At 34.4% G+C, this 24,809-nt stretch carries 21 protein-coding genes; 12 read left to right on the top strand and 9 right to left on the bottom strand.

Annotated elements, in window-relative coordinates:
- Positions 1-245 precede the first annotated feature (245 nt).
- The 4 genes from K8344_RS01780 to K8344_RS01795 all read left to right on the top strand — a co-directional run bounded on the left by K8344_RS01780 (position 246) and on the right by K8344_RS01795 (position 5,703).
- Positions 246-764, top strand: a complete 519-nt coding sequence (locus tag K8344_RS01780; protein WP_237606578.1) for a hypothetical protein — start codon at positions 246-248, stop codon at positions 762-764.
- Positions 765-982: 218 nt separating this feature from the next.
- The gene (gene ileS, locus K8344_RS01785) at positions 983-4,414 is read left to right on the top strand and encodes an isoleucine--tRNA ligase (RefSeq protein WP_237606580.1); all 3,432 of its coding nucleotides are present in this window, start codon (positions 983-985) and stop codon (positions 4,412-4,414) included.
- A gap of 3 nt (positions 4,415-4,417) precedes the next feature.
- Entirely contained in the window at positions 4,418-4,801 is a 384-nt protein-coding gene (locus K8344_RS01790; protein WP_139854072.1) for a TraR/DksA family transcriptional regulator, read from the top strand.
- 302 nt (positions 4,802-5,103) lie between these two features.
- The gene (locus K8344_RS01795) at positions 5,104-5,703 is read left to right on the top strand and encodes a lipoprotein signal peptidase (RefSeq protein WP_139854073.1); all 600 of its coding nucleotides are present in this window, start codon (positions 5,104-5,106) and stop codon (positions 5,701-5,703) included.
- A gap of 30 nt (positions 5,704-5,733) precedes the next feature.
- Here K8344_RS01795 and K8344_RS14280 read toward each other — a convergent pair whose 3' ends face one another.
- From K8344_RS14280 to K8344_RS01830, 8 genes are all read right to left on the bottom strand, one after another.
- A complete protein-coding gene (locus K8344_RS14280) occupies positions 5,734-6,156 on the bottom strand; it encodes a DUF2752 domain-containing protein (RefSeq protein ID WP_420908342.1) in 423 nt (140 codons plus the stop codon).
- The gene (locus K8344_RS01800) at positions 6,137-6,421 is read right to left on the bottom strand and encodes a CD225/dispanin family protein (protein ID WP_237606582.1); all 285 of its coding nucleotides are present in this window, start codon (positions 6,419-6,421) and stop codon (positions 6,137-6,139) included. Before K8344_RS01800 ends, K8344_RS14280 begins: the two co-directional genes overlap by 20 nt.
- A gap of 51 nt (positions 6,422-6,472) precedes the next feature.
- The gene (locus tag K8344_RS01805) at positions 6,473-7,042 is read right to left on the bottom strand and encodes a 5-formyltetrahydrofolate cyclo-ligase (RefSeq protein ID WP_237606583.1); all 570 of its coding nucleotides are present in this window, start codon (positions 7,040-7,042) and stop codon (positions 6,473-6,475) included.
- Positions 7,043-7,229: 187 nt separating this feature from the next.
- Positions 7,230-7,685 carry a DUF4168 domain-containing protein gene (locus K8344_RS01810; RefSeq protein ID WP_237606585.1) on the bottom strand — a complete coding sequence of 152 codons (456 nt, stop codon included), beginning with the start codon at positions 7,683-7,685 and terminating at the stop codon, positions 7,230-7,232.
- 228 nt (positions 7,686-7,913) lie between these two features.
- A complete protein-coding gene (locus K8344_RS01815) occupies positions 7,914-8,927 on the bottom strand; it encodes a succinylglutamate desuccinylase/aspartoacylase family protein (RefSeq protein WP_237606587.1) in 1,014 nt (337 codons plus the stop codon).
- Positions 8,928-8,929: 2 nt separating this feature from the next.
- Entirely contained in the window at positions 8,930-9,802 is an 873-nt protein-coding gene (gene rimK / locus K8344_RS01820) for a 30S ribosomal protein S6--L-glutamate ligase (RefSeq protein ID WP_237606588.1), read from the bottom strand.
- Positions 9,799-10,224 (bottom strand): ATP-dependent zinc protease family protein, encoded by a 426-nt coding sequence (locus K8344_RS01825; RefSeq protein ID WP_139854078.1) that lies wholly within the window; start codon positions 10,222-10,224, stop codon positions 9,799-9,801. The genes rimK and K8344_RS01825 overlap by 4 nt, the downstream gene beginning before the upstream one ends.
- Positions 10,225-10,357: 133 nt before the next feature.
- Complete coding sequence (locus K8344_RS01830) at positions 10,358-11,242, bottom strand: ATP-grasp domain-containing protein (RefSeq protein ID WP_237606589.1); 885 nt, start codon at positions 11,240-11,242, stop codon at positions 10,358-10,360.
- A 131-nt stretch (positions 11,243-11,373) separates the two neighbouring features.
- On the opposite strand from K8344_RS01830, the gene uvrC reads away from it, so the two are divergent.
- From uvrC to K8344_RS01870, 8 genes are all read left to right on the top strand, one after another.
- Positions 11,374-13,176 carry an excinuclease ABC subunit UvrC gene (uvrC, locus tag K8344_RS01835; RefSeq protein ID WP_237606590.1) on the top strand — a complete coding sequence of 601 codons (1,803 nt, stop codon included), beginning with the start codon at positions 11,374-11,376 and terminating at the stop codon, positions 13,174-13,176.
- Positions 13,177-13,206: 30 nt separating this feature from the next.
- Complete coding sequence (locus K8344_RS01840; protein ID WP_237606591.1) at positions 13,207-15,441, top strand: patatin-like phospholipase family protein; 2,235 nt, start codon at positions 13,207-13,209, stop codon at positions 15,439-15,441.
- A gap of 132 nt (positions 15,442-15,573) precedes the next feature.
- Positions 15,574-16,731: a homogentisate 1,2-dioxygenase gene (locus tag K8344_RS01845; protein ID WP_237606592.1), complete on the top strand. Its 1,158-nt coding sequence runs from the start codon at positions 15,574-15,576 to the stop codon at positions 16,729-16,731.
- A 126-nt stretch (positions 16,732-16,857) separates the two neighbouring features.
- Positions 16,858-18,018 carry a 4-hydroxyphenylpyruvate dioxygenase gene (gene hppD, locus K8344_RS01850; protein WP_237606593.1) on the top strand — a complete coding sequence of 387 codons (1,161 nt, stop codon included), beginning with the start codon at positions 16,858-16,860 and terminating at the stop codon, positions 18,016-18,018.
- Positions 18,019-18,120: 102 nt separating this feature from the next.
- Positions 18,121-18,894, top strand: coding sequence for a DUF3108 domain-containing protein (locus tag K8344_RS01855; RefSeq protein WP_237606594.1), 774 nt, complete (start codon positions 18,121-18,123; stop codon positions 18,892-18,894).
- A 121-nt stretch (positions 18,895-19,015) separates the two neighbouring features.
- On the top strand, positions 19,016-20,239 hold the full coding sequence (locus tag K8344_RS01860; RefSeq protein WP_237606595.1) for a peptidoglycan DD-metalloendopeptidase family protein: 1,224 nt from the start codon (positions 19,016-19,018) through the stop codon (positions 20,237-20,239).
- A 181-nt stretch (positions 20,240-20,420) separates the two neighbouring features.
- Entirely contained in the window at positions 20,421-23,054 is a 2,634-nt protein-coding gene (locus tag K8344_RS01865) for a TonB-dependent receptor (protein ID WP_237606596.1), read from the top strand.
- A gap of 141 nt (positions 23,055-23,195) precedes the next feature.
- A complete protein-coding gene (locus K8344_RS01870) occupies positions 23,196-23,636 on the top strand; it encodes a hypothetical protein (RefSeq protein WP_237606597.1) in 441 nt (146 codons plus the stop codon).
- A gap of 76 nt (positions 23,637-23,712) precedes the next feature.
- Here the strand turns inward: K8344_RS01870 and K8344_RS01875 are convergent, their stop codons facing one another.
- Positions 23,713-24,762 carry an endonuclease/exonuclease/phosphatase family protein gene (locus K8344_RS01875; RefSeq protein WP_237606598.1) on the bottom strand — a complete coding sequence of 350 codons (1,050 nt, stop codon included), beginning with the start codon at positions 24,760-24,762 and terminating at the stop codon, positions 23,713-23,715.
- Positions 24,763-24,809: the final 47 nt, after the last annotated feature.

A 24,809-nucleotide genomic window follows, 5' to 3' on the forward strand; every position in this document is an offset into this window, starting at 1 on the left:
CAGTATTAACATTAGCACATTAAGTTAACATAATTTAAACCCAATTTTGAATTAAGGATTTTAGATTTTTTCAGAGTCAAATTTCATAAGCTTTATATCCTTAAAAAATTTGTTAATCACTTTATTATTTGGATAATGCGTATTACTTTCGCCGCCTTTACAATAAATAATATTTATCTAAGTTTTGATGAAAGTATTATATCTCAACTTTGACTTATAAAACAATTTAATTTAAAACCACAACTATGAATTTTAAAAAATTAATTTTCCTTTTTACACTTGCGCTTGCAACAATTAGCTGTAGTAGTGATGATGATGGACCAGGACCTTATGTATTTAGTAATGCAAATCTCTCAGGTAACTACAAAACAACCTTATTAACAAGCGATATTGAAGAAACATACACTGTAAATGGAACAGAAGTTAAATCTGTTACTAAAGTTGTTGGTGATACTTTTCAAATGACAACGGTATTCGGTGCTGATGGTTCTTATAGTGCTTCTGGACAATACCGTATTGAAACTAAAGTGACAACTGCTGGTAACACCAACACCACCTCAGAAATTATTCTTGTAGATGATGAAGGCGCCTATTCGATAAGTCCAGATAAAAAGAGATTGACTATTACAATTGACGGGGATGCTGAAACTTTTGATGTTTCTCTTTTCAATGAAACAAAATTGAACTTAAAAAAAGAAGTTAACGAAACGATTGATGACATTCCTACTGTAGGTACGTTTAAAGTGAACTACGAGCGTATCTAAGATATAGTTATTCTTTTTAAAAGTCGTCTAAAACTTAGTTCTAGACGACTTTTTTTATTGGATTATTTTTGAAGACACCTCTTTACAAACACGAATTGAATTAGTAACACTTCAACATCAAATTTTGCCCTTAGTCTCTACTACTCAATTCTGTAAAATTGCTTATTTTTGCACCCTGTCTACAAAAAGGGCATAAAAACCATTACAACACCCAACTTATGAGCACAAAATTTAAAGAATACAAAGGGCTAAACCTCCCTAAACTGGCGGAAGAAGTACTCGATTTCTGGAAAGATGAAAACATTTTTGAACAGAGTATTTCCATTCGTGAAGGAGCAAAACCATTTGTGTTTTTTGAAGGACCACCATCGGCAAACGGTCTTCCAGGAATACACCACGTTATGGCGCGAGCTATAAAAGACATCTTCTGTCGTTATAAAACCCAAAAAGGATATAAAGTAGATAGAAAAGCTGGGTGGGATACGCACGGTTTACCTATTGAGTTGGGAGTAGAAAAAGAATTAGGAATTACCAAAGAAGATATCGGCAAAAAGATTTCTGTTGAAGAATACAACGCTGCTTGTAAAAAAGCCGTGATGCGATATACAGATGTTTGGAACAACCTTACCGAACGCGCAGGGTATTGGGTAGATATGGAAGATCCATACATTACCTATGAACCAAAATACATGGAAACTGTTTGGTGGCTTTTAAAGGAAATCTACAACAAAAACTTAATTTATAAAGGCTATACCATTCAGCCATATTCTCCGAAAGCAGGGACTGGATTAAGTTCACACGAGCTTAACCAACCTGGAACTTATCAAGATGTTACAGATACAACTGTTGTTGCTCAGTTTAAAGCAGTTTCTGAAACCCTTCCAAGCTTTTTAACGGAAGAGTCAAAAGATATTTGGTTTATAGCTTGGACTACAACTCCTTGGACACTGCCAAGTAACACAGCGCTAACTGTAGGTCCAAAAATTGATTATGTATTAGTAAAAACATTTAACCAATACACGTTTGAGCCTATAAACGTAATCTTGGCTAAAAATCTAGTTGCTAACCAATTCTCTAATAAATACGAGAAAGTAACAAATACTGAAGCGTTAGAGGCATACAATAAAGAGGATAAAAACATTCCATATTTAGTTGTAAAGGAATTTAAAGGCTCGGATTTAGTAGGTATTAAGTATGAGCAATTATTAGATTATGCTCAACCTCACGACAACCCCGAAAATGCTTTTAGAATAATTGCAGGAGACTTCGTTACCACAGAAGATGGAACAGGGATAGTACATACAGCTCCAACTTTTGGTGCAGATGATGCGAAAGTTGCAAAAGATGCAGTTCCCGAGGTTCCTCCAATGCTGGTGCAAGACGAAAACGGAAATCTTGTACCGCTAGTAGATCTTCAGGGAAAATTTCGTCCAGAGATGAAGGAATTTGCTGGTAAATATGTAAAAAACGAATATTATGACGATGCTGATGTGCCAGAAAAGTCTGTTGACGTTGAAATCGCCATTAAATTAAAAATTGAAAACAAGGCATTTAAAGTAGAGAAATACCTTCACAGCTATCCTAACTGCTGGAGAACAGACAAACCTATTTTATACTATCCATTGGATTCTTGGTTTATTAAAGTAACCGAGTTCCGCGATAGAATGCACGAATTAAACAAAGAAATAAATTGGAAGCCAAAAGCCACAGGTGAAGGTCGTTTTGGTAATTGGCTTGCCAATGCTAACGATTGGAACCTTTCACGTTCACGCTATTGGGGAATTCCTTTACCAATTTGGAGAACCGAAGACGGAAAAGAGGAAATCATAATTGGTTCAATTGAAGAGCTGAAAGCCGAAATGCAAAAAGCGGTTTCTGCAGGATTGATGGAAAAAGACATTTTTGAAAATTTCAAAGTTGGAGATTTCTCAAAAGAAAACTATGATAAGGTTGACCTTCATAAAAACATAGTTGATGGAATTACACTTGTATCTCCAAGTGGCAAGCCAATGAAGCGCGAATCAGATTTAATTGATGTTTGGTTTGATAGTGGAAGCATGCCTTACTCACAGTGGCACTACCCTTTCGAAAACAAGGAAAAAGTTGAAAAAACGTGGCGCCAAGCAGATTTTATTGCGGAAGGAGTTGACCAAACTCGTGGTTGGTTTTACACACTTCACGCAATTGCTACAATGATTTTTGATGATGTAGCATATAAAAACGTAGTTTCAAACGGACTTGTATTAGATAAAAACGGTCAGAAAATGAGTAAGCGTTTAGGAAATGCTGTAGACCCATTCGAGACTTTAGATACGTACGGCCCAGACGCTACACGCTGGTATATGATAAGCAATGCCAACCCTTGGGATAATTTAAAATTTGACCAAGACGGCATTTCAGAAATACGAAATAAATTCTTCGGAACATTATATAATACGTACAGTTTTTTCAGTTTATATGCTAATCTCGATAAATTTGAGTATCTTGAAGAAGACGTTGCCTTTGAGGAAAGACCTGAAATAGACCGTTGGATACTTTCTGAATTACATACACTTATTAAAAAAGTAGATGAATATTATTCAGATTATGAGCCTACCAAAGCTACACGTGCAATTTCAGAATTTGTACAGGAGAATTTGAGCAATTGGTTTGTGCGATTAAGCAGAAGAAGATATTGGAAAACAGCTCGACCAAATCAAAATGGCGGAAGCACTAGTAACATCGATAAACTTTCGGCTTACCAAACGCTTTACACTTGCCTTGAAACCGTTGCTAAATTAGGTGCACCTGTAGCTCCATTTTTTATGGATAGGCTTTACAAAGATTTAACAGAGGGCACATCTAAAGATAAAAAAGCTTCCGTACATTTGACCGATTTTCCAAAGGCAAATGCTGCGTTCGTTGACAAAAAACTGGAACACAAAATGCAAAAAGCGCAAACTATATCATCATTGGTATTATCGTTGCGACAAAAAGAGAAGATTAAGGTACGTCAACCACTTCAGAAGATAATGATTCCTGTATTGGATGATTCTGATAAAGAAGAAATACTTGCTGTTTCCGATTTAATAAAAAGTGAAGTAAACGTAAAAGAGATAGAGCTTATTGACGAAGGATCTGGTATGTTGGTAAAACAAATAAAACCAGACTTTAAGGTGCTAGGACCACGTTTTGGGAAAGATATGAAAGCTGTAGCAGCAGCAATTTCCAAATTTGACCAACAACAAATTGCAGAAATTGAAAAAGAGGGGGAAATAACTGTATTTATTAACGAAATAAATACTAAATTGGCACTTGAAGATGTAATTATTAGCTCTCAAGATATAGAAGGCTGGTTAGTAGCAAATGCTAATGGTATCACAGTAGCATTAGACGTTACCATAACACCAGATTTAAAAAATGAAGGTATAGCTCGTGAGCTTGTAAATCGAATTCAAAATCTGAGAAAGGATAGCGGGTTTGAAGTTACAGACAAAATAAAAGTTACACTTCAAAACAACGAATTATTAGAGACTGCTGTAACACAATACACGCAGTATATTAAAGAAGAAACACTAACAGAGGTTATGCAGTTTCAACCAAATTTACAGGACGGTACAGAAATCGCATTTGATGAAATTGAAACACTTATTAGTATTATAAAACATTAGATTATGACTGACACAGAAAAAACCAGATATTCAGATGCTGAGCTAGAAGAGTTTAGAGCGCTTTTAAATGAAAAAATCGCCAATGCAACTGAACAGCTAGAACTTATCCAAAGTGCTTATAAAAACGATAGCAATAATGGTACAGATGATACCTCACCTACATTCAAAGCTTTTGATGAAGGAAGTGAGGTTATGAGCAAGGAAACTTCTTCACAATTGGCTATTCGCCAGGAAAAGTTTATCCGAGACCTTAAAAATGCATTGGTGCGTATTGAAAACAAAACTTATGGAATTTGCCGTGTTACAGGTAAGTTGATAAACAAAGAGCGTTTAAAACTTGTTCCACACGCTACATTGAGTATTGAGGCTAAAAACTTACAAAAGTAATTTAGACTGCTGACTTATTTTAAAATCATAATTGCCCCGAGAAATTCGGGGCTTTTCTATGGAATACAATTTCTAAAATCATCAATTGAATAAAGTATAATTGTCAATTGTCCATTTAAATCACTTCCTATTGAAACTGAAAGAAATAACCAAAGTATTTCAGTACTAAGTATAGATAAATATTACTATTTTTGCCGTCATTCTCAAAAGATATGCTATTGGAAAACCCTGTTTTTTAAAGTAAAGATTTAAAACAATGGTTCTATAAACCTGTATAGCTGAAAAGCAATTGCCGAAAAAATATGAGTATTAAAAAAGCCTCTCTCATTATTATTTTGATCTTATTGATAGATCAAATTTCAAAGTATTACATCAAGACTAACTTTATGTTAGGTGAAGAAATTCGTGTTTTCGATTGGTTCAGAATACTGTTTGTAGAAAATGAAGGTATGGCTTGGGGGGCTAAAATTCCAGGAGAATACGGCAAACTTTTTTTAACGCTATTTAGAATCGTAGCTATTGGCGGAATTGGATATTGGCTGTGGGACTCGGTTAGAAAAAACGCTCCTAAGATTTTAATTTTATGTATCTCCTTGGTTTTTGCTGGGGCATTAGGTAATATTATAGACTCGGTATTTTACGGTATTATTTTTAATGACAGCTATGGACAAGTAGCCACTTTATTCCCGGAAGAGGGTGGATACGGAACACTTTTTCACGGAAAAGTAGTAGATATGCTATACTTCCCATTATACGGAGGCACACTCCCAGAATGGATTCCTTTTTTCGGAGGAACATATTTTACATTCTTCGATCCTGTATTCAATATTGCTGATTCTGCTATTAGCGTTGGGGTTATTTTATTACTTCTTTTTAATAAAACCGCATTTCCTAAGAAATAAGAACTTATTAAGCTGTAACGTTATGCCACGTCATGCCATTGGAGCAAGCAGTTTGAATGGATAATAGGGGATATTTCGAAGCACCCAATACAATAATGCCATCCCGAAAAAACTAAATATAAATAGTTTGCTGTAAAAAAGCCTAAATCTGTGCTTGGTACCGAATATCCAATTTACAATTGTAACCCCAAGACCATAAACCATTATAGGAATTGTTATCACCATTAATGGATTAAACCTAAAGGCCCCTATAATATTTCCGTGTAACAGTAGATGAATTGCTCGCTGTGAACCACAGCCCGGACAATAAAAACCAGAAACGTAATAAAAAGGACATGGAATAAATAAGGTTGTCGATGGATTGTATATATAGTATACAAAAATAAAGCCCCCAATAAGTGATAAAATGAGGGCTATTTTAAAAATTTTAAGTTTATCCTGCCAAAAAGCCACCTAATCCCAAGATTACAATAAATATTACATAAAGTACTAAGAAAGCTATAGAGATAACAGCTCCCCAGATTGCCCATTTTTTAGCATCACTAGCTGCTTTATGTGCGCCAGCAACATCCCCACGAGCCCAAAGCTCGTTAACTTTTGCCGCTTTAATTATTGAAACTATACCTAATGGTAGGCAACATAAAATTGTACAAAGAATTGCCCATACTAAGTTATTATCTGGTGGACTTCCTTGAGGTTGATTAATTTGATTTTCCATTAAAATTAAAATGAGTTAGTTAGAAATAATTTATTTTCTAAAGATAAACTCTTAATTTAAAAAATCAATGATATTTGTGGGAGTTACACAATAATGTAGTGGAATATCTGTGTTTTCGTAAGGAATTTCAGATTCAGCATCAAAAAATGAAAGTCCAATAAATACAGCTGTAGACTTACATTTTTTCAAAAACCTATCGTAAAAACCTTTTCCGTAACCTACCCTATTACCTTTTTTATCGTAAGCTAATAAAGGAACAAAGACCACATCTATTATTTCTGCCGGCACTTCTATTCCGGAAACAGGTTCCGGAATCCCATATTCTGAAGTTTTTAAAACAGTATTTTCCTGTAACAATATATTTTTCATTTCACTTGAAGAAAACTCAGCTTTGGGAATGATAATGCTTTTATCCTTTCCCTGTAATATATGCAAAAGGTACTCCGTATTAATCTCTTGTTTTCCTGTGATAGTAAGAAAGATATGATAATTGGTTTTATCCCAAATTGGCAGTTTTAAGGCCTGATTTGCTATCTGCAAGCTCATTTCATCAATAGCTTCATCAGAAAGACTTTGGCGTAATTCTTTATATTTTTTTCGCAATGTGAGTTTGTCGAGCATAATACAGACAATATAATACAAGTAACTTGAGACAGAAATTTTATTTCTAAAATTTACTGTAATTATTTATAAGTACACAAATATAGGGATTGGAGTCTCTCTATTCAATTTATAATTTGGATAGAAATAACAGTATAAAAAAAGAGAGGCCAAAACCTCTCTCTTTATATATATTTAGAATATTATATTATTCCTGACTTTTCATTAAAATAGCTTCCACACGTTGCTGCAAGGTTTTATCATTTTGAATTAAACCCGCAAGTGCTTCAAAACGTTCCATTGTTAAGCCAGTAGCAATTATTCTCTGACTTGCTTCTTTTTCCAATTCTGGTTGCAATTTTTGTATTTTTTCGATTGCACTTTGATGCATTTTTAATTCTTCGTCTGTGGCTTCAACCTTTAGTTCTGGATTCATACTAGCTTGCTGAATTGCACTAAAACGTTGTACATCTATTCCTTCTGCTTCAATAATTTGAACCATCTTTTGTTGTGCCGTTTGATTTTGAACTTGTAATTCGATATAAGCATTGGCAAATTTTGTTAACTCTGCCTCACTAACTTGGTTATCTTGGGCAAAAAGACCAAAAGTCCCCAACATTGATACAAATAAAAATACACTTTTAAGTTTTACTGATTTTAACATAATTGTTATTTAAAGATAAAATGATTAGAAGAATTGACTCAATAATAAGATAGGTCTAAATGAGAAATCAATGTCAATTGTCAATTCCGAAAGTTTCAAAGCTAACTGCATCATTAAAGCCTACCAATAAAAATCACTTTATTAACTTAAATTTAGTAGTATTTTATGATTCATACGACTGAATAATAATGTATTACAAAACTATTTGCTAATAAAATTTACTTATGTTTAAACTCTTTCGAGATTTTCTTCTTCAGATTCAGAGGTATTTGGAATAATTGCTGTAGAGATATGAAATATTGCATCCCCTTGATTTACAATGGGCGATTGATTAACATTTATAATATACCCATCGTTAGGAGACAAAACTTTAAAACGCATTTTACCATATGGATCTGTAATGGTAGCTAAAAACTCTCCTTTTTTTACGTGTTTATTACAGTCAATTTTTACATGTAAAAGGCCACTTCTAACGGCACGAATCCACTTACTTTTTTCGATAATTACAGTTTCAGATTCAGCAACTGCAACACTATGTCTAGAACCTAACATATCCAAATGTTTTAAAAATCGCATAATACCTTCAACACCTTCTCTTGCTATATCTTTATTGCTATCCAAGCTCTTACCACCTTCAAAAAGCAATGAAGGTATTCCCATTTTGAAGCAAGTTTTTCTATAGGATTTCTCTATTGTATTGGAATAAACTGTGAATGGCGCATTAAAAACCTTGGCTAGTTCCAACAACTTTTCGTCATCTGGTTTTATACGTATTTGTGGAGCATTGAACCTACTAGCCCCTCCTGTATGAAAATCTAAACAGTAATCTGCGTGTGGCAAAACTTTTTTAGTAAAATGATAGGCTACCCTACTTGCTAACGAACCTGTTTTAGTTCCTGGAAACACACGATTTAAGTCACGTCCATCAGGAAAATTTCGATCGCCATTAAGGAATCCAAAAACATTGAGAATTGGAATACAAATTATTGTACCTCGTTTTGGCTTGTTTATCTTTTTAGCAATAACCTGCCTTACTATTTCTACACCGTTAATTTCATCGCCGTGAAGAGCTGCTGTTATTAAAACTGTTGGCCCTGGGATTTTAGATCGTTCAACGATTATTGGTATTTCTACTTTGGTTGATGTATACAGCTTTGCAATACTAAAATCTACTGTACGGCTTTCACCTAGGGCAATACGTTCATTTAAAATAACTATATCGCGTTCTTCTTTTTTGGCCATAATTATACGTTACGCTCTATATACTTGATAATTGAGTTAGCAATATCTTTTCCTGTTGCCGTTTCGATTCCTTCCAAACCAGGAGAGGAGTTAACTTCCAAAATAAGTGGCCCACGTGCAGATTGAAGCATATCAACTCCAGCAATGCCAAGTCCCATAGCCTTTGCTGCTTTTAAAGCTGCAGTTTCTTCTTCATCTGTTAGTTTTATAACCGATGCCGAACCACCTCGGTGTAAATTACTTCTAAACTCACCTTCTTTCCCTTGTCTTTTCATCGCACCAACAATCTGACCATCTACAATAAACGCACGAATATCGGCTCCTCCAGCTTCTTTGATAAACTCTTGCACAATTACACGTGCTTGTAAATTATTGAAGGCTTCAATTACAGATTCAGCAGCCTTTCTAGTTTCAACTAGAATAACGCCAATTCCTTGTGTACCCTCTAATAATTTAACAATTACGGGAGCACCTCCTGCCTGATCAACAATTTCTTTTACATTTTTTGAATAGTTTGTAAAAACGGTTTTCGGAAGTCCTAATCCTGCACGAGATAAAATTTGTAAACTTCTCAATTTATCACGCGAACGCACTAATGCTTGCGATTCGGTAGTTGTAAAAACATGTTGCATTTCAAATTGACGAACCACCGCAGTTCCGTAAAATGTAACTGAAGCACCAATACGAGGAATAATGGCATCGGTATGATCCAGCTTTTGACCCTTATACATTATTACAGGGTTTTTCTTTTCAATAACTATATCGCACTTTGCATGATTTATAACCTCAACCTCGTGATTTCTAGCTTTAGCGGCTTCCACAAGTCGCCTAGTAGAATATAGGTTAGCATTTGCGGATAGTATTCTGATTTTCATTTTTTAGTTTTTAATTTATACGAAAGATTGGTCTTGTTGATGTCCACAACATATTTATTGCTCAAAAAACTTCTGCCTAAAAGCACAGGAAAACGCATTTCCTCTCGATCACTTAGGGTTAAATAAATTTCTTGAGTTTTTCCGAAAAGAAGGATTTCCGTTTTTATTCTATATCTAGCCTCAGATTGTCCGTTACTACTTTTTACAACTTTTACGTCGTACTCGTCAAAGATAATTTCCTTTTCGTGATAGCTTGGATGTTCTTCGTCTAAAAACAAGCATTTTAGGTAATTATCTTCAACCTTTACATTTTTGCAATGAATCGATGAAGTATATGCACCCGTGTCAATTTTCACTTCAACATCAAACAGATTGAGTAAAGGAAAATCAGCTTTGTCTATTCTACCAATGTTTCTTTTCAATGTATTTCAGGTTTTTACATATGCAAGGTATGAAAACGTATTTGAAATTAAAATGGAATTCAATCCTTAACAGCAGATAATACATTAAAATTGTTTTGTATTTTTGATTAATTGAGACGAGTTATTATTCGGCTCAAGGTAGTAACTTTCTGATATTTCGCTCAATATAACCAATTACACTTTTAGAAATATTTTTTCCAGAAGTATTTTCAATACCTTCTAAACCTGGGGTGCTATTTATTTCTAAAACTAAGGGTCCGATTTTGGATTGTAAGATATCAACCCCACAAAAACCTAGACCCATTGCTTTTGCTGCTTTAATAGCTAGTTTTTCTTCGGCTGTAGAAAGCTCAATGATTTCTGAAGAACCGCCGCGATGCAAATTACTTCTGAAATCACCGGCTTTACTTTTTCGTTTCATAGCGGCAACTACTACTCCATCTACCACTATCGCACGTACATCAGCGCCTTTAACCTCCTCGATATATTCTTGTAATAGAAATTTAACCCCAGCGGCATTTAAAGTTTCAATAGTGGCTAATGCATTTTGTGGACTTTCAGTAAGAATAACACCTTCTCCGTGGGTGCCTTCTAAAAGTTTTATGATTATTGGTTTTCCCTTAAATGTATTTAACTGTTCTTCAAAATCATAGAAAGACGCAAAAAGAGTCCTCGGCATAGGAATTTGATGTTTTGCTAATACTTGGAAACACGTCCATTTATCACGGCTGTTTGTAATACCCAAAGAAGAAACCACTGTAAAAACTCCCATAGCTTCAAAATGACGGACAACATTAGTACCATAAAAAGTATTTGAAGCTCCAATTCTTGGAATAATTGCATCTAAATCATCAATAAGATCACCTTCGTAATAGAGCACTGCCTTTCCGTTTTCTATTTCGAGATTGCAAAAAGTAGGGTCTAAAATTTCCACATTATGATTTCTTGCTGAAGCAGCATGTTGTAGACTTTTAGTAGAATAAAGCGTCTCTCCACGCGATAAAATGGCGATATTCATAGATAACAGTTAACGGTGCAATTTAACCAAAAAGGTAACGAGATTTAATGGTCAAAAAAAATAATTTATTATTAACATTTAGAAGCTGAAAAGGTATCATTTAAAATTTTCAAACTATTATCTTTGGGGTTATGGCTAAGGCTTCGTTAACACTACAAATTTCCACACTTCCCGATTCTCCTGGAGTATATCAATACTACGATAGGGATGGGAAGTTACTATACGTTGGAAAGGCAAAAAATTTAAAGAAAAGAGTTTCTTCTTATTTCAACAAACAGCAAGATAACAACAAAACACGAATTCTTGTAAAAAAAATTGCCAACATTAAACATATTGTTGTCCAAACAGAGACGGATGCTCTTTTGTTAGAAAACAATTTAATTAAGAAATATCAGCCACGATACAATGTGTTGCTGAAAGATGACAAAAGCTATCCGTGGATTTGTATTAAGAACGAACGTTTCCCAAGAGTGTTCCCAACGCGACGAATAATTAAAGATGGATCGGAGTATTTCGGACCGTACACAAGTATGAAAACCGTACACACCCTCCTAGATTTAATTAAAGGTTTATATCCACTACGTACTTGTAATTACGATTTATCTGAAGAAAAAATTAAAAATGGAAAATACAAAGTTTGTCTAGAATACCATCTCGGAAATTGCTTAGGACCTTGTGAGGGCTTGTATTCTGAAAAAGAATATCACGAAAATATTGAAGCTATAAGAAATATTGTAAAAGGAAACTTCAAGGAATCCTTACACAAGTTCAAAAAGCTAATGAAGCAATATGCAGAGGAATTAAGGTTTGAAGAAGCTCAACGCATAAAGGAGAAGGTAGATATTTTAGAAAATTATCAAGCTAAATCTACTGTTGTAAATCCTAAAATTAACAATGTTGACGTTTTCAGTATTATTTCTGATGAAGGTTATGCTTACATTAATTTTTTACAGCTTTCACACGGAGCGATTATACGGTCGCATACACTAGAAATAAAGAAAAAGTTGGATGAAACCGACGAGGAGTTACTTCAACTAGCTATTATAGAACTTCGCCAACGATTCAATTCACTTTCAAAAGAAATTTATGTACCTTTTGCTTTGGAATTAGGTGAGGAAGTAAAGGTTCACGTACCTAAGTTAGGCGACAAAAAAGCGATTTTAGATTTATCTGAAAGGAATGCAAAGTACTTCCGAATGGAGAAATTTAAACAAGCTAAAATTGTAGATCCAGATCGTCACGAAAAGCGAATTATGGCACAGATGAAAAAAGACCTTCGTCTTTCGGTAGAGCCACGCCATATAGAGTGCTTCGACAATAGTAATATACAAGGAACCAACCCTGTAGCCGCTTGTGTGGTTTTTAAAAATGGAAAACCAAGCAAAAAGGATTATCGAAAATTCAATATAAAAACCGTGGTAGGGCCAGATGATTTCGCCTCAATGGAGGAAGTTGTTTACCGCAGGTATAAAAGATTGTTGGAGGAAGAGCAACCTTTACCTCAACTTATCATTATAGATGGAGGAAAAGGACAACTTTCATCATCATTAAAAAGTTTAGACAGATTAGGTTTACGTGGAAAAATAGCAATTATAGGAATTGCCAAGCGTTTAGAAGAACTTTTTTATCCAGACGATCCTATTCCTTTATATTTAGATAAAAAAAGTGAGACATTAAAAATTATACAACAATTACGAAATGAAGCTCACCGATTTGGAATCACCTTCCACCGAAGCAAACGCAGTAAGCAAGCGCTAAATACAGAATTGGAAACTATTCCGGGAATTGGAGAAAAAACAATCGTTGAATTATTGAAGCATTTCAAAAGCACTAAACGGGTTGCTTCAGCTAATTTTGAAGAGCTTTCAAAAGTTGTAGGTGCTAGTAGGGCTAAGAAAATAGTTACACATTTTCAAAAGACTAAGTCGGATTAATATATTTAATTAATAAAATCGAAATAATAAATGCAAAAAGCACTTTTTATATTATTTATACTGGTTTCTACGCTTTCATTTTCACAAACAAAAGATAAGGAAGATTTAAAAGTAGGCGTTGTTTTAAGTGGTGGAGGTGCAAAAGGACTTGCACATATTGGAGCTCTTAAAGTTATCGAAGAGGCTGGGGTGCGTATAGATTATATTGGCGGTACAAGTATGGGGGCAATTATTGGAGCTCTATACGCAGCTGGATATTCAGCAAACCAGCTTGACAGTATTTTTCAAAAAACAGACTTTAATACCTTAATTCGCGACAATATCCCGAGAAGCGCGAAGACATTTTACGAGAAAGAAGAATCGGAAAAATACTCCTTGATACTACCTTTCGATAATTTTAAAATTGGGTTTCCTTCAGGAATTTCTAAAGGTCAGAATGTATATAACTTAATTTCAAAATTAACCAGTCACGTTAGCACGACTTCAGATTTTAGTAAACTACCAATTCCATTTTTCTGTATTGCTACCGATGTTGAAACGGGAAAAGAAGTTATACTAGAGCGCGGCTACCTACCTAGAGCTATTACTGCAAGTGGAGCCCTACCTTCGCTTTTTAGTCCAGTAATAATTAACGATCGCGTTCTAATTGACGGGGGTGTGGTTAATAACTATCCTATAAATGAAGTTAAAGCTAAGGGGATGGACTTAATAATTGGGATTGATGTTCAGGATAGCCTAAAAGATAGAACTCGACTTAAATCTGCTATTGATGTTTTAGTACAAATAAATAACTATCGCACCATTTATGATATGATTGAAAAACGTGGAAAAACTGATATTTATATACATCCAAATATTCAGGATTTCTCGGTTGTTTCATTCGACGAAGGAAAAAAAATAGTACAATCTGGTATTAATGAAGCAAATAAATTTCGAGAAGAACTGCTTCAGGTAGCTTCAAAACAAAAACCTTCGGAAAAAGAGAAAATAAATATTGTGAATCGAGATTCTATCTATATAAAAGAAGTGAAAATTGAAGGTCTTGACAATTATACTCGAAGCTATGTATTAGGAAAATTAAAACTCCGAACTCCAGATAAAGTAACTTTCAAAGCTTTTAATGAAGGAATAAACAACCTATCGGCTACAGGTAATTTTCAAGATATTAACTATAGATTTATAGAAGACGACAATCAAGAAAACACTTTACTATTGCAATTACGGGAGAGCAAATCGTCAATGTTACTTCGCTTTTCAGCACATTACGACGATTTATTCCACACCGCTGCATTAGTAAACATCACTAAAAAGAGGCTTTTAACCAATAATGATATCGCCTCATTAGATTTAATTGCAGGAGATAATCTTCGGTATAATTTTCAATATTATATCGACAAAGGGTTTTATTGGAGTGTAGGTATAAATTCAAAATATCACTTTTTTGACACAGAAGTACCCATTTCATTTATAGATCCAGATATACATAATGAACTCTCTCTTCCAATTAATAAGCTTTCTATTAACTATAGTGATTTTACAAATCAAGTTTACTTCGAAACACTTTTTAAAAGATCGTTTGTATTTAGTATAGGCGCAGAGCATAAATACCTTAGATACTTATCGGAGACCATTGGTACAGACAATAACAATATTCCTCGTACAGTTTTTGAAAGTACTAATTACTATAGTGCTTTTGGGCTTTTAAAGTACGATACCTACGACAACAGCTTCTTTCCGAAAAGTGGAGCCTATTTTTCTGGAGATTTTCACTGGTATTTATTTGCTCACGGTCGAAACAAAAACTTTAAACCTTTCTCACTTGCAAAAGCAAAAATGGGTTACGCCCATAAAATTTCTGATAAATTTTCGGCTCACCTAACCGCTGAAGGAGGTTTTAAACTTGGAGGCCCTGAAACCACAACATTAGATTTCGCCCTTGGTGGATACGGATTTAAAGAGATGAACAACATTATTCCGTTTTTAGGCTATAGTGCCATTTCACTTCGAGGTAACACATATCTTAAAAGCGTCCTTACTATTGACTATGAAATTTTTAAAAAAAACCACATAAATGTTTCAGCAAACATTGCTAATGTAGGTAATGATCTTTTAGAAAATGGAGAATGGGCTGATGGCATCGACTACTCCGGGTTTTCTCTAGGTTACGGCTTAGAAACAGTTTTAGGACCTATGGAAATAAAATATTCTTTTTCACCGGAACACGATGACGGGATTTGGTATGTGGCATTAGGCTACAGGTTTTAATGTTTTCATAGTTCAGAAACTAGTATATTTTTCCGATATTTGTGAGGTTAAGCTTTTCAATTAGAAACACTAAAATGTTGACGTTGAAATTTTTAGCCTCAAAATTTATTGATTTAATATTTAACATCATTTATGCCTTTCTACCATAAACTTGGCAAAATCCCGCCTAAACGACACACTCAATTTAGAAAGCCAGACGGAGGTCTTTATTACGAAGAGCTTTTTGGCACAATTGGTTTCGATGGAATGTATAGTAATATCTACCACGAACACAGACCGACGCAAGTAAAGGAAATAAAAAAACAATACCGTGTTTCCCCAAAAATTGCAAGAGCTAATAATATAGAATCACTTCGATTAAAAGGGTTTAATATTGAACCAGAAAATGATTATTTAGAAAGTAGAAAAACTGTACTTACCAATAGCGACTGCAGTATTGTTCTTGCCGCAACTAAAAAATCTCTGAAAGATTATTTTTATAAAAATACAGATTCTGATGAATTAATTTTCATTCATAGAGGCTCAGGTAAATTGCGTACTTTTTTAGGAAATCTCGATTTTAAGTATGGAGATTATCTATTAGTACCACGTGGAATTATTTATCAAATTGAATTTGATACTGAAGATAATCGTTTGTTTATTGTAGAGTCTAAACACCCTATTTACACTCCAAAACGATATAGAAACTGGTTCGGTCAATTATTGGAGCATTCACCATATTGTGAACGTGACATTAGAAAGCCCGAAGAACTTGAAACTTACGATAAAAAAGGTGAGTTTTTAGTTAAAGTGAAGAAACAAGACGAAATTTTTGAAATGGTTTATGCCACTCACCCATTTGATGTTGTTGGTTATGATGGATATAATTTCCCTTATGCTTTCTCAATACACGACTTTGAGCCAATAACAGGACGTATACACCAACCGCCACCAGTACATCAAACATTTGAAACAAGTGCATTTGTGGTGTGCAGCTTTGTTCCAAGGCTTTATGATTATCACCCATTAAGTGTTCCCGCTCCTTATAATCACAGCAATATTGATAGCGATGAAGTGTTATACTATGTAGACGGAGATTTTATGAGCCGAAACGATATTGAAGCAGGTCAAATTACATTACATCCTGCGGGTATTCCTCACGGTCCACACCCAGGTGCAGCCGAAAGAAGTATTGGAAAAACTAAAACGGAAGAACTTGCCGTTATGGTAGATACCTTTAAACCTCTAAAGGTTACTGAAGATGGTTTAAAATTATCTGATGGCACTTACTACAAAAGTTGGCTAGAGTAATCTTTCAATTGTAATTATACTTTATTATATAGTACATTTGAAGACAGTTATAGAGATTTACAAGAAGAAACTCTCATAGAGAATCTTCTCGATTAATAAATAATAGAATTTTTAGAAAATTAAATTATGAGTAAAGAAGTAAAGTCGGTCGAGTATGGACTGGAAAAGATTTTTGATGGCGCAGAAGACTTTCTGCCATTATTAGGTACAGACTACGTAGAGTTCTATGTGGGTAATGCAAAGCAGAGTGCCCATTTTTATAAAACAGCATTTGGATTTCAATCATATGCTTATAAAGGTCTTGAAACAGGATCTCGTGATTCGGTGAGCTATGTACTCAAGCAAGATAAAATCACACTTGTTTTAACTACACCTCTAAACAGCAAGTCCCCTATCAACGACCATATTGTGAAACACGGTGATGGTGTAAAGGTGATTGCACTTTGGGTAGAAGATGCTAGAAGCGCATTCGAAGAAACTACAAAACGCGGTGCAAAACCCTATATGGAACCAACTGTTGAAAAAGACGAGAACGGAGAAGTAGTACGCAGTGGAATTTACACTTATGGCGAAACAGTACATATGTTTGTTGAGCGTAAAAATTACAATGGCACATTTTTACCTGGTTTCCGTGAGTGGAAAAGCGACTACAATCCAACACCAACTGGTTTAAAATACATCGACCATATGGTAGGAAACGTAGGTTGGAATCAAATGAACGTTTGGGTAAAATGGTACGAGGATGTAATGGGCTTTGTTAACTTCCTATCATTCGATGACAAACAAATTCATACAGAATATTCTGCCTTAATGAGTAAGGTAATGAGTAATGGAAACGGACGAATTAAGTTCCCTATCAACGAACCAGCAGAAGGAGCCAAAAGATCACAAATAGAAGAATATTTAGACTTTTATGAGGATGCCGGAGTTCAACACTTAGCATTAACAACAGACGATATTATTAAAACTGTTAGTCAACTAAAAGAAAGAGGTGTAGAATTCTTACCTCCACCACCAAAAGCATATTACGATGCCATTCCAGAGCGTTTAGGTGATCATATGAAAATGATGAAAGAAGACATCGATGAGCTGAGAAAGTTGTCGATTATGATAGATGCAGACGAGGATGGATATTTGCTTCAAATATTTACCAAGCCATTAGAAGACCGTCCTACTTTATTCTTTGAAATTATTCAAAGAATGGGAGCAAAAGGTTTTGGCGCTGGAAACTTCAAAGCTCTTTTTGAATCTATCGAACGCGAGCAAGCTCAAAGAGGAACATTATAAAAATGTAACTTTATCTAAACCCCATCGTCCTTATATGGTGGGGTTTATTTTTTGGAACAGATGTTGTAATTCATATAATAAAAACATCTAAAGTAACATTTTATGAAGAAGCTAATCGTCCTATTACTAATTTTTGGAAACACATTTTTACTTTCTGCACAAAAGAAAGCTTATGGCGATGGCGAATATTTTAAATTCCGAGTTCATTACGGATTCGTAACAGCAGGCTATGCAACTCTAAATGTTAAAAATACAACTTTAAACGGTAAGGAAGTTTATCATGTTCGCGGTTTTGGAAAAACTGTAGGACTTTCAAAATGGTTTTTTAAAGTTGAAGACGATTACCAATCGTATATAGATAAGAAAAAGGATATTCCATATCGTTTTATCAGAAAAATTGATGAAGGTGGCTATACAAAAGATATTCAAATAGACTTTAACCACAGCACAAAGAAAGCCATTGTAAACGACAAAAAGCACAACGAGACTTCTGTATTTTCTTTCCCCAAAGAAACACAAGATATGATTTCAGCATTCTATTATCTCAGAAACAAATTAGACACTGAAAATATCAAAGAAGGTGATATTGTTGAAATGAATATGTTTTTTGACAAAGAAAATTTTAAATTCAGGCTGAAATTTCTTGGTAAAGAAGTTTTAGATACTAATTTTGGGGCCGTTCGCACTTTAATCTTTAGACCTTATGTACAATCTGGTCGAGTATTTAAAGAAAAAGAAAGCTTAACTGTTTGGATTAGTGACGATAACAACAAAATCCCACTGTTAATTAAAGCCGATTTAGCAGTAGGTTCTTTAAAGGCAACTTTAACCGAATTTAAAGGATTGCAGCATTCTTTTAAAATATTAGCGAAATAATAATTTGTTTGCGTAATTAAGAAAACGTGGATCAATATAAATTTTATAATTTTCCACTCAATATTTTCTTGCAAATTGAGTTAGCCTAATTAAAGAATAATACAAAAAAAATTCCCCAGAATTGAAACATCTAACTGTAGCACTATTATCCCTTGTCTTATTTACTACCGCTTGTGAAAGTACGAAAGACGATTTTAATGAAATAATTGAAAAACCCGTGGAGCCAATTGTTGAACAATATGGTTATATTCTAAACGACTTTAATGTGGTTCGAGACACTATTCGAAAAGGTGATACTTTCGGGGACATATTAAGCACGAATGGTATTCCCCAAGATAAAATTATGCAGGTTGCCACTAAATTTCGAGATAGTTTTGACGTGCGTAAATTAAGGGTAGGCAAACCATACGTATTATTAAATTCTAAAGATTCACTTAGTAAAACACAGGTTTTTATTTACGAAAGCAATAAAATAAACTTTGCTGTTGTCGATTTTAGAGATACATTAACTATTTACAATAGTCAGAAACCTGTTCGATATAAAGAAAAAGAAGCTTCTGGTGTTATTACAAGTTCACTTTCAGCCACCATGGAAGAACAGAATCTAAGTCCATATATGACCGATCAACTTGCAAATATTTACGCTTGGACTATTAACTTTTTTAAATTACAGGCAGGAGATCGTTTTAAGGTTGTATATACCGAACGCTATATAGACGATACCATTCCGGCAGGGTTACAAGAAATTAAAGCGGCCTACTTCGAACATAATGGTAAACCACTGTATGCCTTTAATTATAAATCGGATTCCTTAGGGAAAATTTCAGGTTACTATGACGAAAATGCTAACAACTTAAAAAGAGCCTTTTTAAAATCACCGGTGAAATTTAGTAGAATATCCTCTCGTTATAATTTAAAAAGACGCATTAAATACTACGGCTTTAAACTTAGACCACATAGGGGAACCGATTTTGCCGCACCCGTAGGTACACCTATACTGGCAACGGCAGATGGTGTAGTTACTAAATCGGAATATAGAGGAGGTAATGGAAACTATGTGAAAATAAGACATAACGGCACTTACGAAACACAATACTTACACATGAAAGCCCGAAAAGTGAAAGTAGGTCAGAACGTAAGCCAAGGAGATGTTATTGGTTGGATTGGAATGACGGGAAATACTAGCGGTCCACATGTGTGCTATAGATTTTGGAAAAACGGAAAACAAGTTGATCCATTTAAAGACGACACTCCATTTTCTGAACCACTCCCTAAAGCTTTTCACGAAGAATATTTTGCCAATCTCATGCCGGTTAAAGACCAATTAGACTGCATCGTTTTCTAAACTTTAAAAATGTTAATAACCTTGTTATTAACTAACATGCAAATCCTCAAGGTATTATAGTTTAAATTTTATCTTTATTCAGTAGAAATATTCTCTTAACTATTTCTTAAAGAAAATAGTTGGTAGTAACCTCTTTAAGATTGTATTTTTGCCGAAATTTTTAAACCTAAAATTTAAATTCATGAAAAAACTATTACTTATTGTTTTTTTCCTTGGCAGCATTGCTGCTTTTTCACAAACAACGGTTACCGGTACGGTAGTCGATTCTGAAACGAACAGTCCGTTAGCTGGCGCTAACGTGATTGAGACCGGCACAACAAATGGTGCCATTACCGATTTTGACGGAAACTTCACTTTGCAGACATCATCAAAAACGGGTACACTTACTATTTCATATATTGGTTACAATGCTCAAAAAGTACAATATAATGCAGTAGGCAATGCAGCAAATCTAGGAACAGTTAAAATTACTGTAGATTCTGACGCCTTAGAAGAAGTGGTTATTGTAGGAAGAGGAATTATCGATCTAGCAAAAGATCGCCAAACTCCAATAGCTGTTTCTACTATTACATCAGCAGAAATTCAGGCTAAAGCTGTTGGTAACGTTGAATTTCCTGAGGCAATCAAAAGCACGCCTAGTGTTTATGTATCAAACCAAGCTGGAGGATTTGGAGATTCGCAAATGTTTTTACGAGGGTTTGACCAAACGAATACTGCCTTCCTCTTAAACGGACAACCAATTAATGGTATGGAAGACGGTAGAATGTATTGGTCTAACTGGTCGGGTATAAGCGATGTTGCTAATGCCATTCAAGTTCAAAGAGGTTTAGGTTCTTCTAAACTAGCTATTTCTTCGGTTGGAGGAACAGTTAACATTATTTCTCGTGCTGCTGGTAGAAAAGAAGGCGGTTTTGCACGTTTTATGACAGGTAATGACAGTTACTTTAAAGGGACATTAAGTTACGACTCTGGCTTAAAAGGAAAGTGGGCGTATAGTATTATGCTAGATCACTGGCAAGCACATAGAAAATATTCTGATGGAACTGCAGGTCAGGGACAAAATTATTTTATAGGAGTTGGATTTGTGCCTAATGATACTCATTCATTTAATTTCTTATTGACAGGTGCTCCACAATGGCACGATCAAAACTTTTCTGACGACTTAGAAAATTACGACCTATATGGAAAGCGCTACAACAGTAACTCAGGTTTTTATAACGGAGAGCGATATACTTTCAGAAGAAATTACTACCACAAACCAATCATGAACCTAAACTGGGATTGGAATATCAGTGAGAAAACAAATCTATCGTCTGTATTATATGCATCATTTGGACGTGGTGGTGGAACAGGACCACTAGGTAGTTCTAGAAATATTGTACGTAATGAAAACGGTGAAATTGATTTTGATGCAATTGAAGAAAACAATATCACTGGTGCTGATAATGGTATCGGAAGTTACGGAATGGGTTCTGTAGTTCGTAGAATGTCTGTAAATAATCACAACTGGTATGGATTTTTAACGAACCTAGAAAGTCTAGTGAGTGATAACTTTACGTTTAATGTAGGATTAGACACTCGTTTTTATACTGGACATCACTATCGCCAGTTAAACGATCTTATGGGGCTTCAAGGCTTTAATGACAATTTTGGATATGATGGAATTCGCGGTGATGGTTATGTATTAAATGAAACTTTTGAAGCCAATCCATGGTCTGCATTATTTAACAGTGCTGACGAAGATCAACGTTATTCTTATGATTATTCAGAACACATCAATTACATTGGTGGATTTGGACAAGCTGAATACAAAACCGATAATTTCTCTGCCTTCGTTCAAGGAGCAGTATCAACTCAAAGTTACCAAAGAGAAGGCCGTGCTCCTGGTAAAGAAGTAAATGGAGTTAATGGTTTAGGTAAATCTGAAAAAGTTAACAAAGTTGGATACAACCTTAAAGGGGGTATGGGATATACTTTTATCGAAAACAACACGCTTTTTGTAAATGCTGGATACTACTCAAGACAACCGTTCCTAGATAATATATTCGAAGATGTTAGAAATTCGAATTATATTTTAGAAGGTGAGAATGAAATTGAAAATGAAGAGATTCTTGGTGTAGAGGCAGGTTACAGAGTTCGTGCTGGCAGATTTAGTTTAGATCTAAATGCTTATTATACGAGTTGGGGTAACAGATTCTTAGGCGGAAGTTTTATCGAAGGTGACCCTGATTCAACCAACCCAATAGAACAAGTTGATCGCTACCAAAGATTTACTGACATCACACAAGTTCATAAAGGATTTGAATTTGAAGGTAAATACCGTTACTCTAGCGACTTCATGATTAGAGCGTTTGGTAGTATTGGAAATTGGAAATACGATGGTGAAACCCCTTTTGAAACTAGACAAGATGAAAATAACAATCTACTAGAAGAAGGTACTGTAAACCTTACAGGTACAAAAATTGGTAATGCACCACAAACATCATTTGGTTTTGGTTTTAAATACACTATTGTTGATGGACTTAGTGTAGATGCAGATTACAATATCTACACAGACCTTTATGGCTTTGTAAACGCTAAAGATGTTGTTGAAGCATCACAAAACAACGAAGTTTACCAAGCTGAACGCCTTAACCCATATAGTGTGTTAGATGCCGGTCTTTCTTACAAGTTTGACTTTGGAGGAAATGATTTAACCTTCCGTGCAAACGTTTACAACGTTACTAACGAAATGTACTTGAGTCAAAAAGATACTTACGGATTTTACTACGGTAACGGAAGAACTTGGAACGCAAGTCTACGTTACGACTTCTAATACTCAGTATTATACATAATGAAAATGCCCCGGAATTCGGGGCATTTTTTATTTCCTAATATTTCATCTGCAAATAATTGAGAACTCAAAAGAAGGTTTAAAAGGGTATATATCTTATATTTGAAAAAAATAAAAATCACTATGGCTAATACTCTACATTTTATTCATTCTTATTGGGCTTACTTAGTGCTACTAATTGTAGTACTAGCAACTATCAACGCATTGGCTGGATTCTTTTCAAAAAGAGAATACGGTGCAAAAGATTTTAGAATTTCTCTTTTTGCATTAATAGTTACCCACATCCAATTACTTATTGGTATAATTCTTTATGTTACTTCTCCATTAGGTTTACAAAATATCACAAACAATGGGATGGGTGTTGTTATGAAAGATTCTACTTTTAGACTATACGCAGTTGAGCATCCGATGATGATGATTTTAACTGTTGTTTTTATTACAATTGGTTATTCAAAACACAAAAAGAATTTACTTTCAAACAAAAAATTTAAAACACTTGCTATATTTTACACAATTGGATTGGTACTTATGCTAAGTAGAATCCCTTGGTCACAATGGTTTTAACAAATAGGTTTCTAAAATAAAAAAGGCACTCTTAATTAAGAGTGCCTTTTTTATTTTACCAATAGCACTAATGGAATTAACTCTTTTCTTTAATCAAATAAATATATACCGGAAAATGGTCGCTATATCCTCCTGTAAATCCACCAGAAAAACTTCGAAAAGGATACCCTTTGTAACGGCCCCGTTGATTAATTAAATAATTTTTATTGAAAATTCCGGCCTTATAAAACCTATACGATGAATAGTCTCTTATAGTTAATTCGGTAGATATAATTATCTGATCAAACAAATTCCAATTATCGCGGTAAGCAAGTGTTCCCTGACCTTTTTTGTATAACCCTTCCATTGGGTTATAAAATTCTTTCAGTTTTAAAGCTTTAATTCTACCCTTCGCTTTGAGGATTTTCTTAATACTTGAGTTTATAGGATCATCATTAAAATCACCCATATTTATGATTTTTGAATAAGGGTCTTCACTAAATAATGAGTCTATAATTCTCTTATTAAGTTGGGCCGCGCGAATTCTTTTTGGACGGCTTCTCTCTTCACCCCCTCTCCGAGAAGGCCAATGGTTAACAATAAAACTAATTTTTTCACCATCCAACATTCCACTTACCAATAATTGATCACGAGTATATACACGTTTACTAGTATCCACATCGTCATAAATTAATAATTCCTTAGCTACATAGTTAATTGGGGTAAACAATTTTTTCTTGTAAAGAAGAGCGACATCAATCCCTCGACGATCTGGACTATCAAAATGAACAATTCCATAATCGTCTTTCAACAAGTGCTTATGGTTTACAAGATCTTCTAAAACTCGTCTATTCTCTATTTCACATAAACCTATTAACGCTGGCGATGTTCCCGATTGATCTGCGCCTATTTCAGAAATAACTTTAGCAATATTGGCAATTTTAGCTTCGTATATTTCTTTGGTCCAATTATTCTTCCCATCAGGAGTAAAATCATCATCGAAGGTTAAGGGATCATTTTCATAATCGAAAAGGTTTTCGACATTGTAAAATGCTATAGTTAAAATTTTAAACTCTTTATTATCCTGAGCAACCGACGAAGAATGAAAAGAAATTAAAAATATCAACGTATAAATTAGAGACTTCATAATAAACTTTTAATACACAATATTATTCATCTAAGTTACTGAATTTG

Source organism: Aequorivita xiaoshiensis (genome assembly GCF_022008395.1).
Classification (GTDB): domain Bacteria; phylum Bacteroidota; class Bacteroidia; order Flavobacteriales; family Flavobacteriaceae; genus Aequorivita; species Aequorivita xiaoshiensis.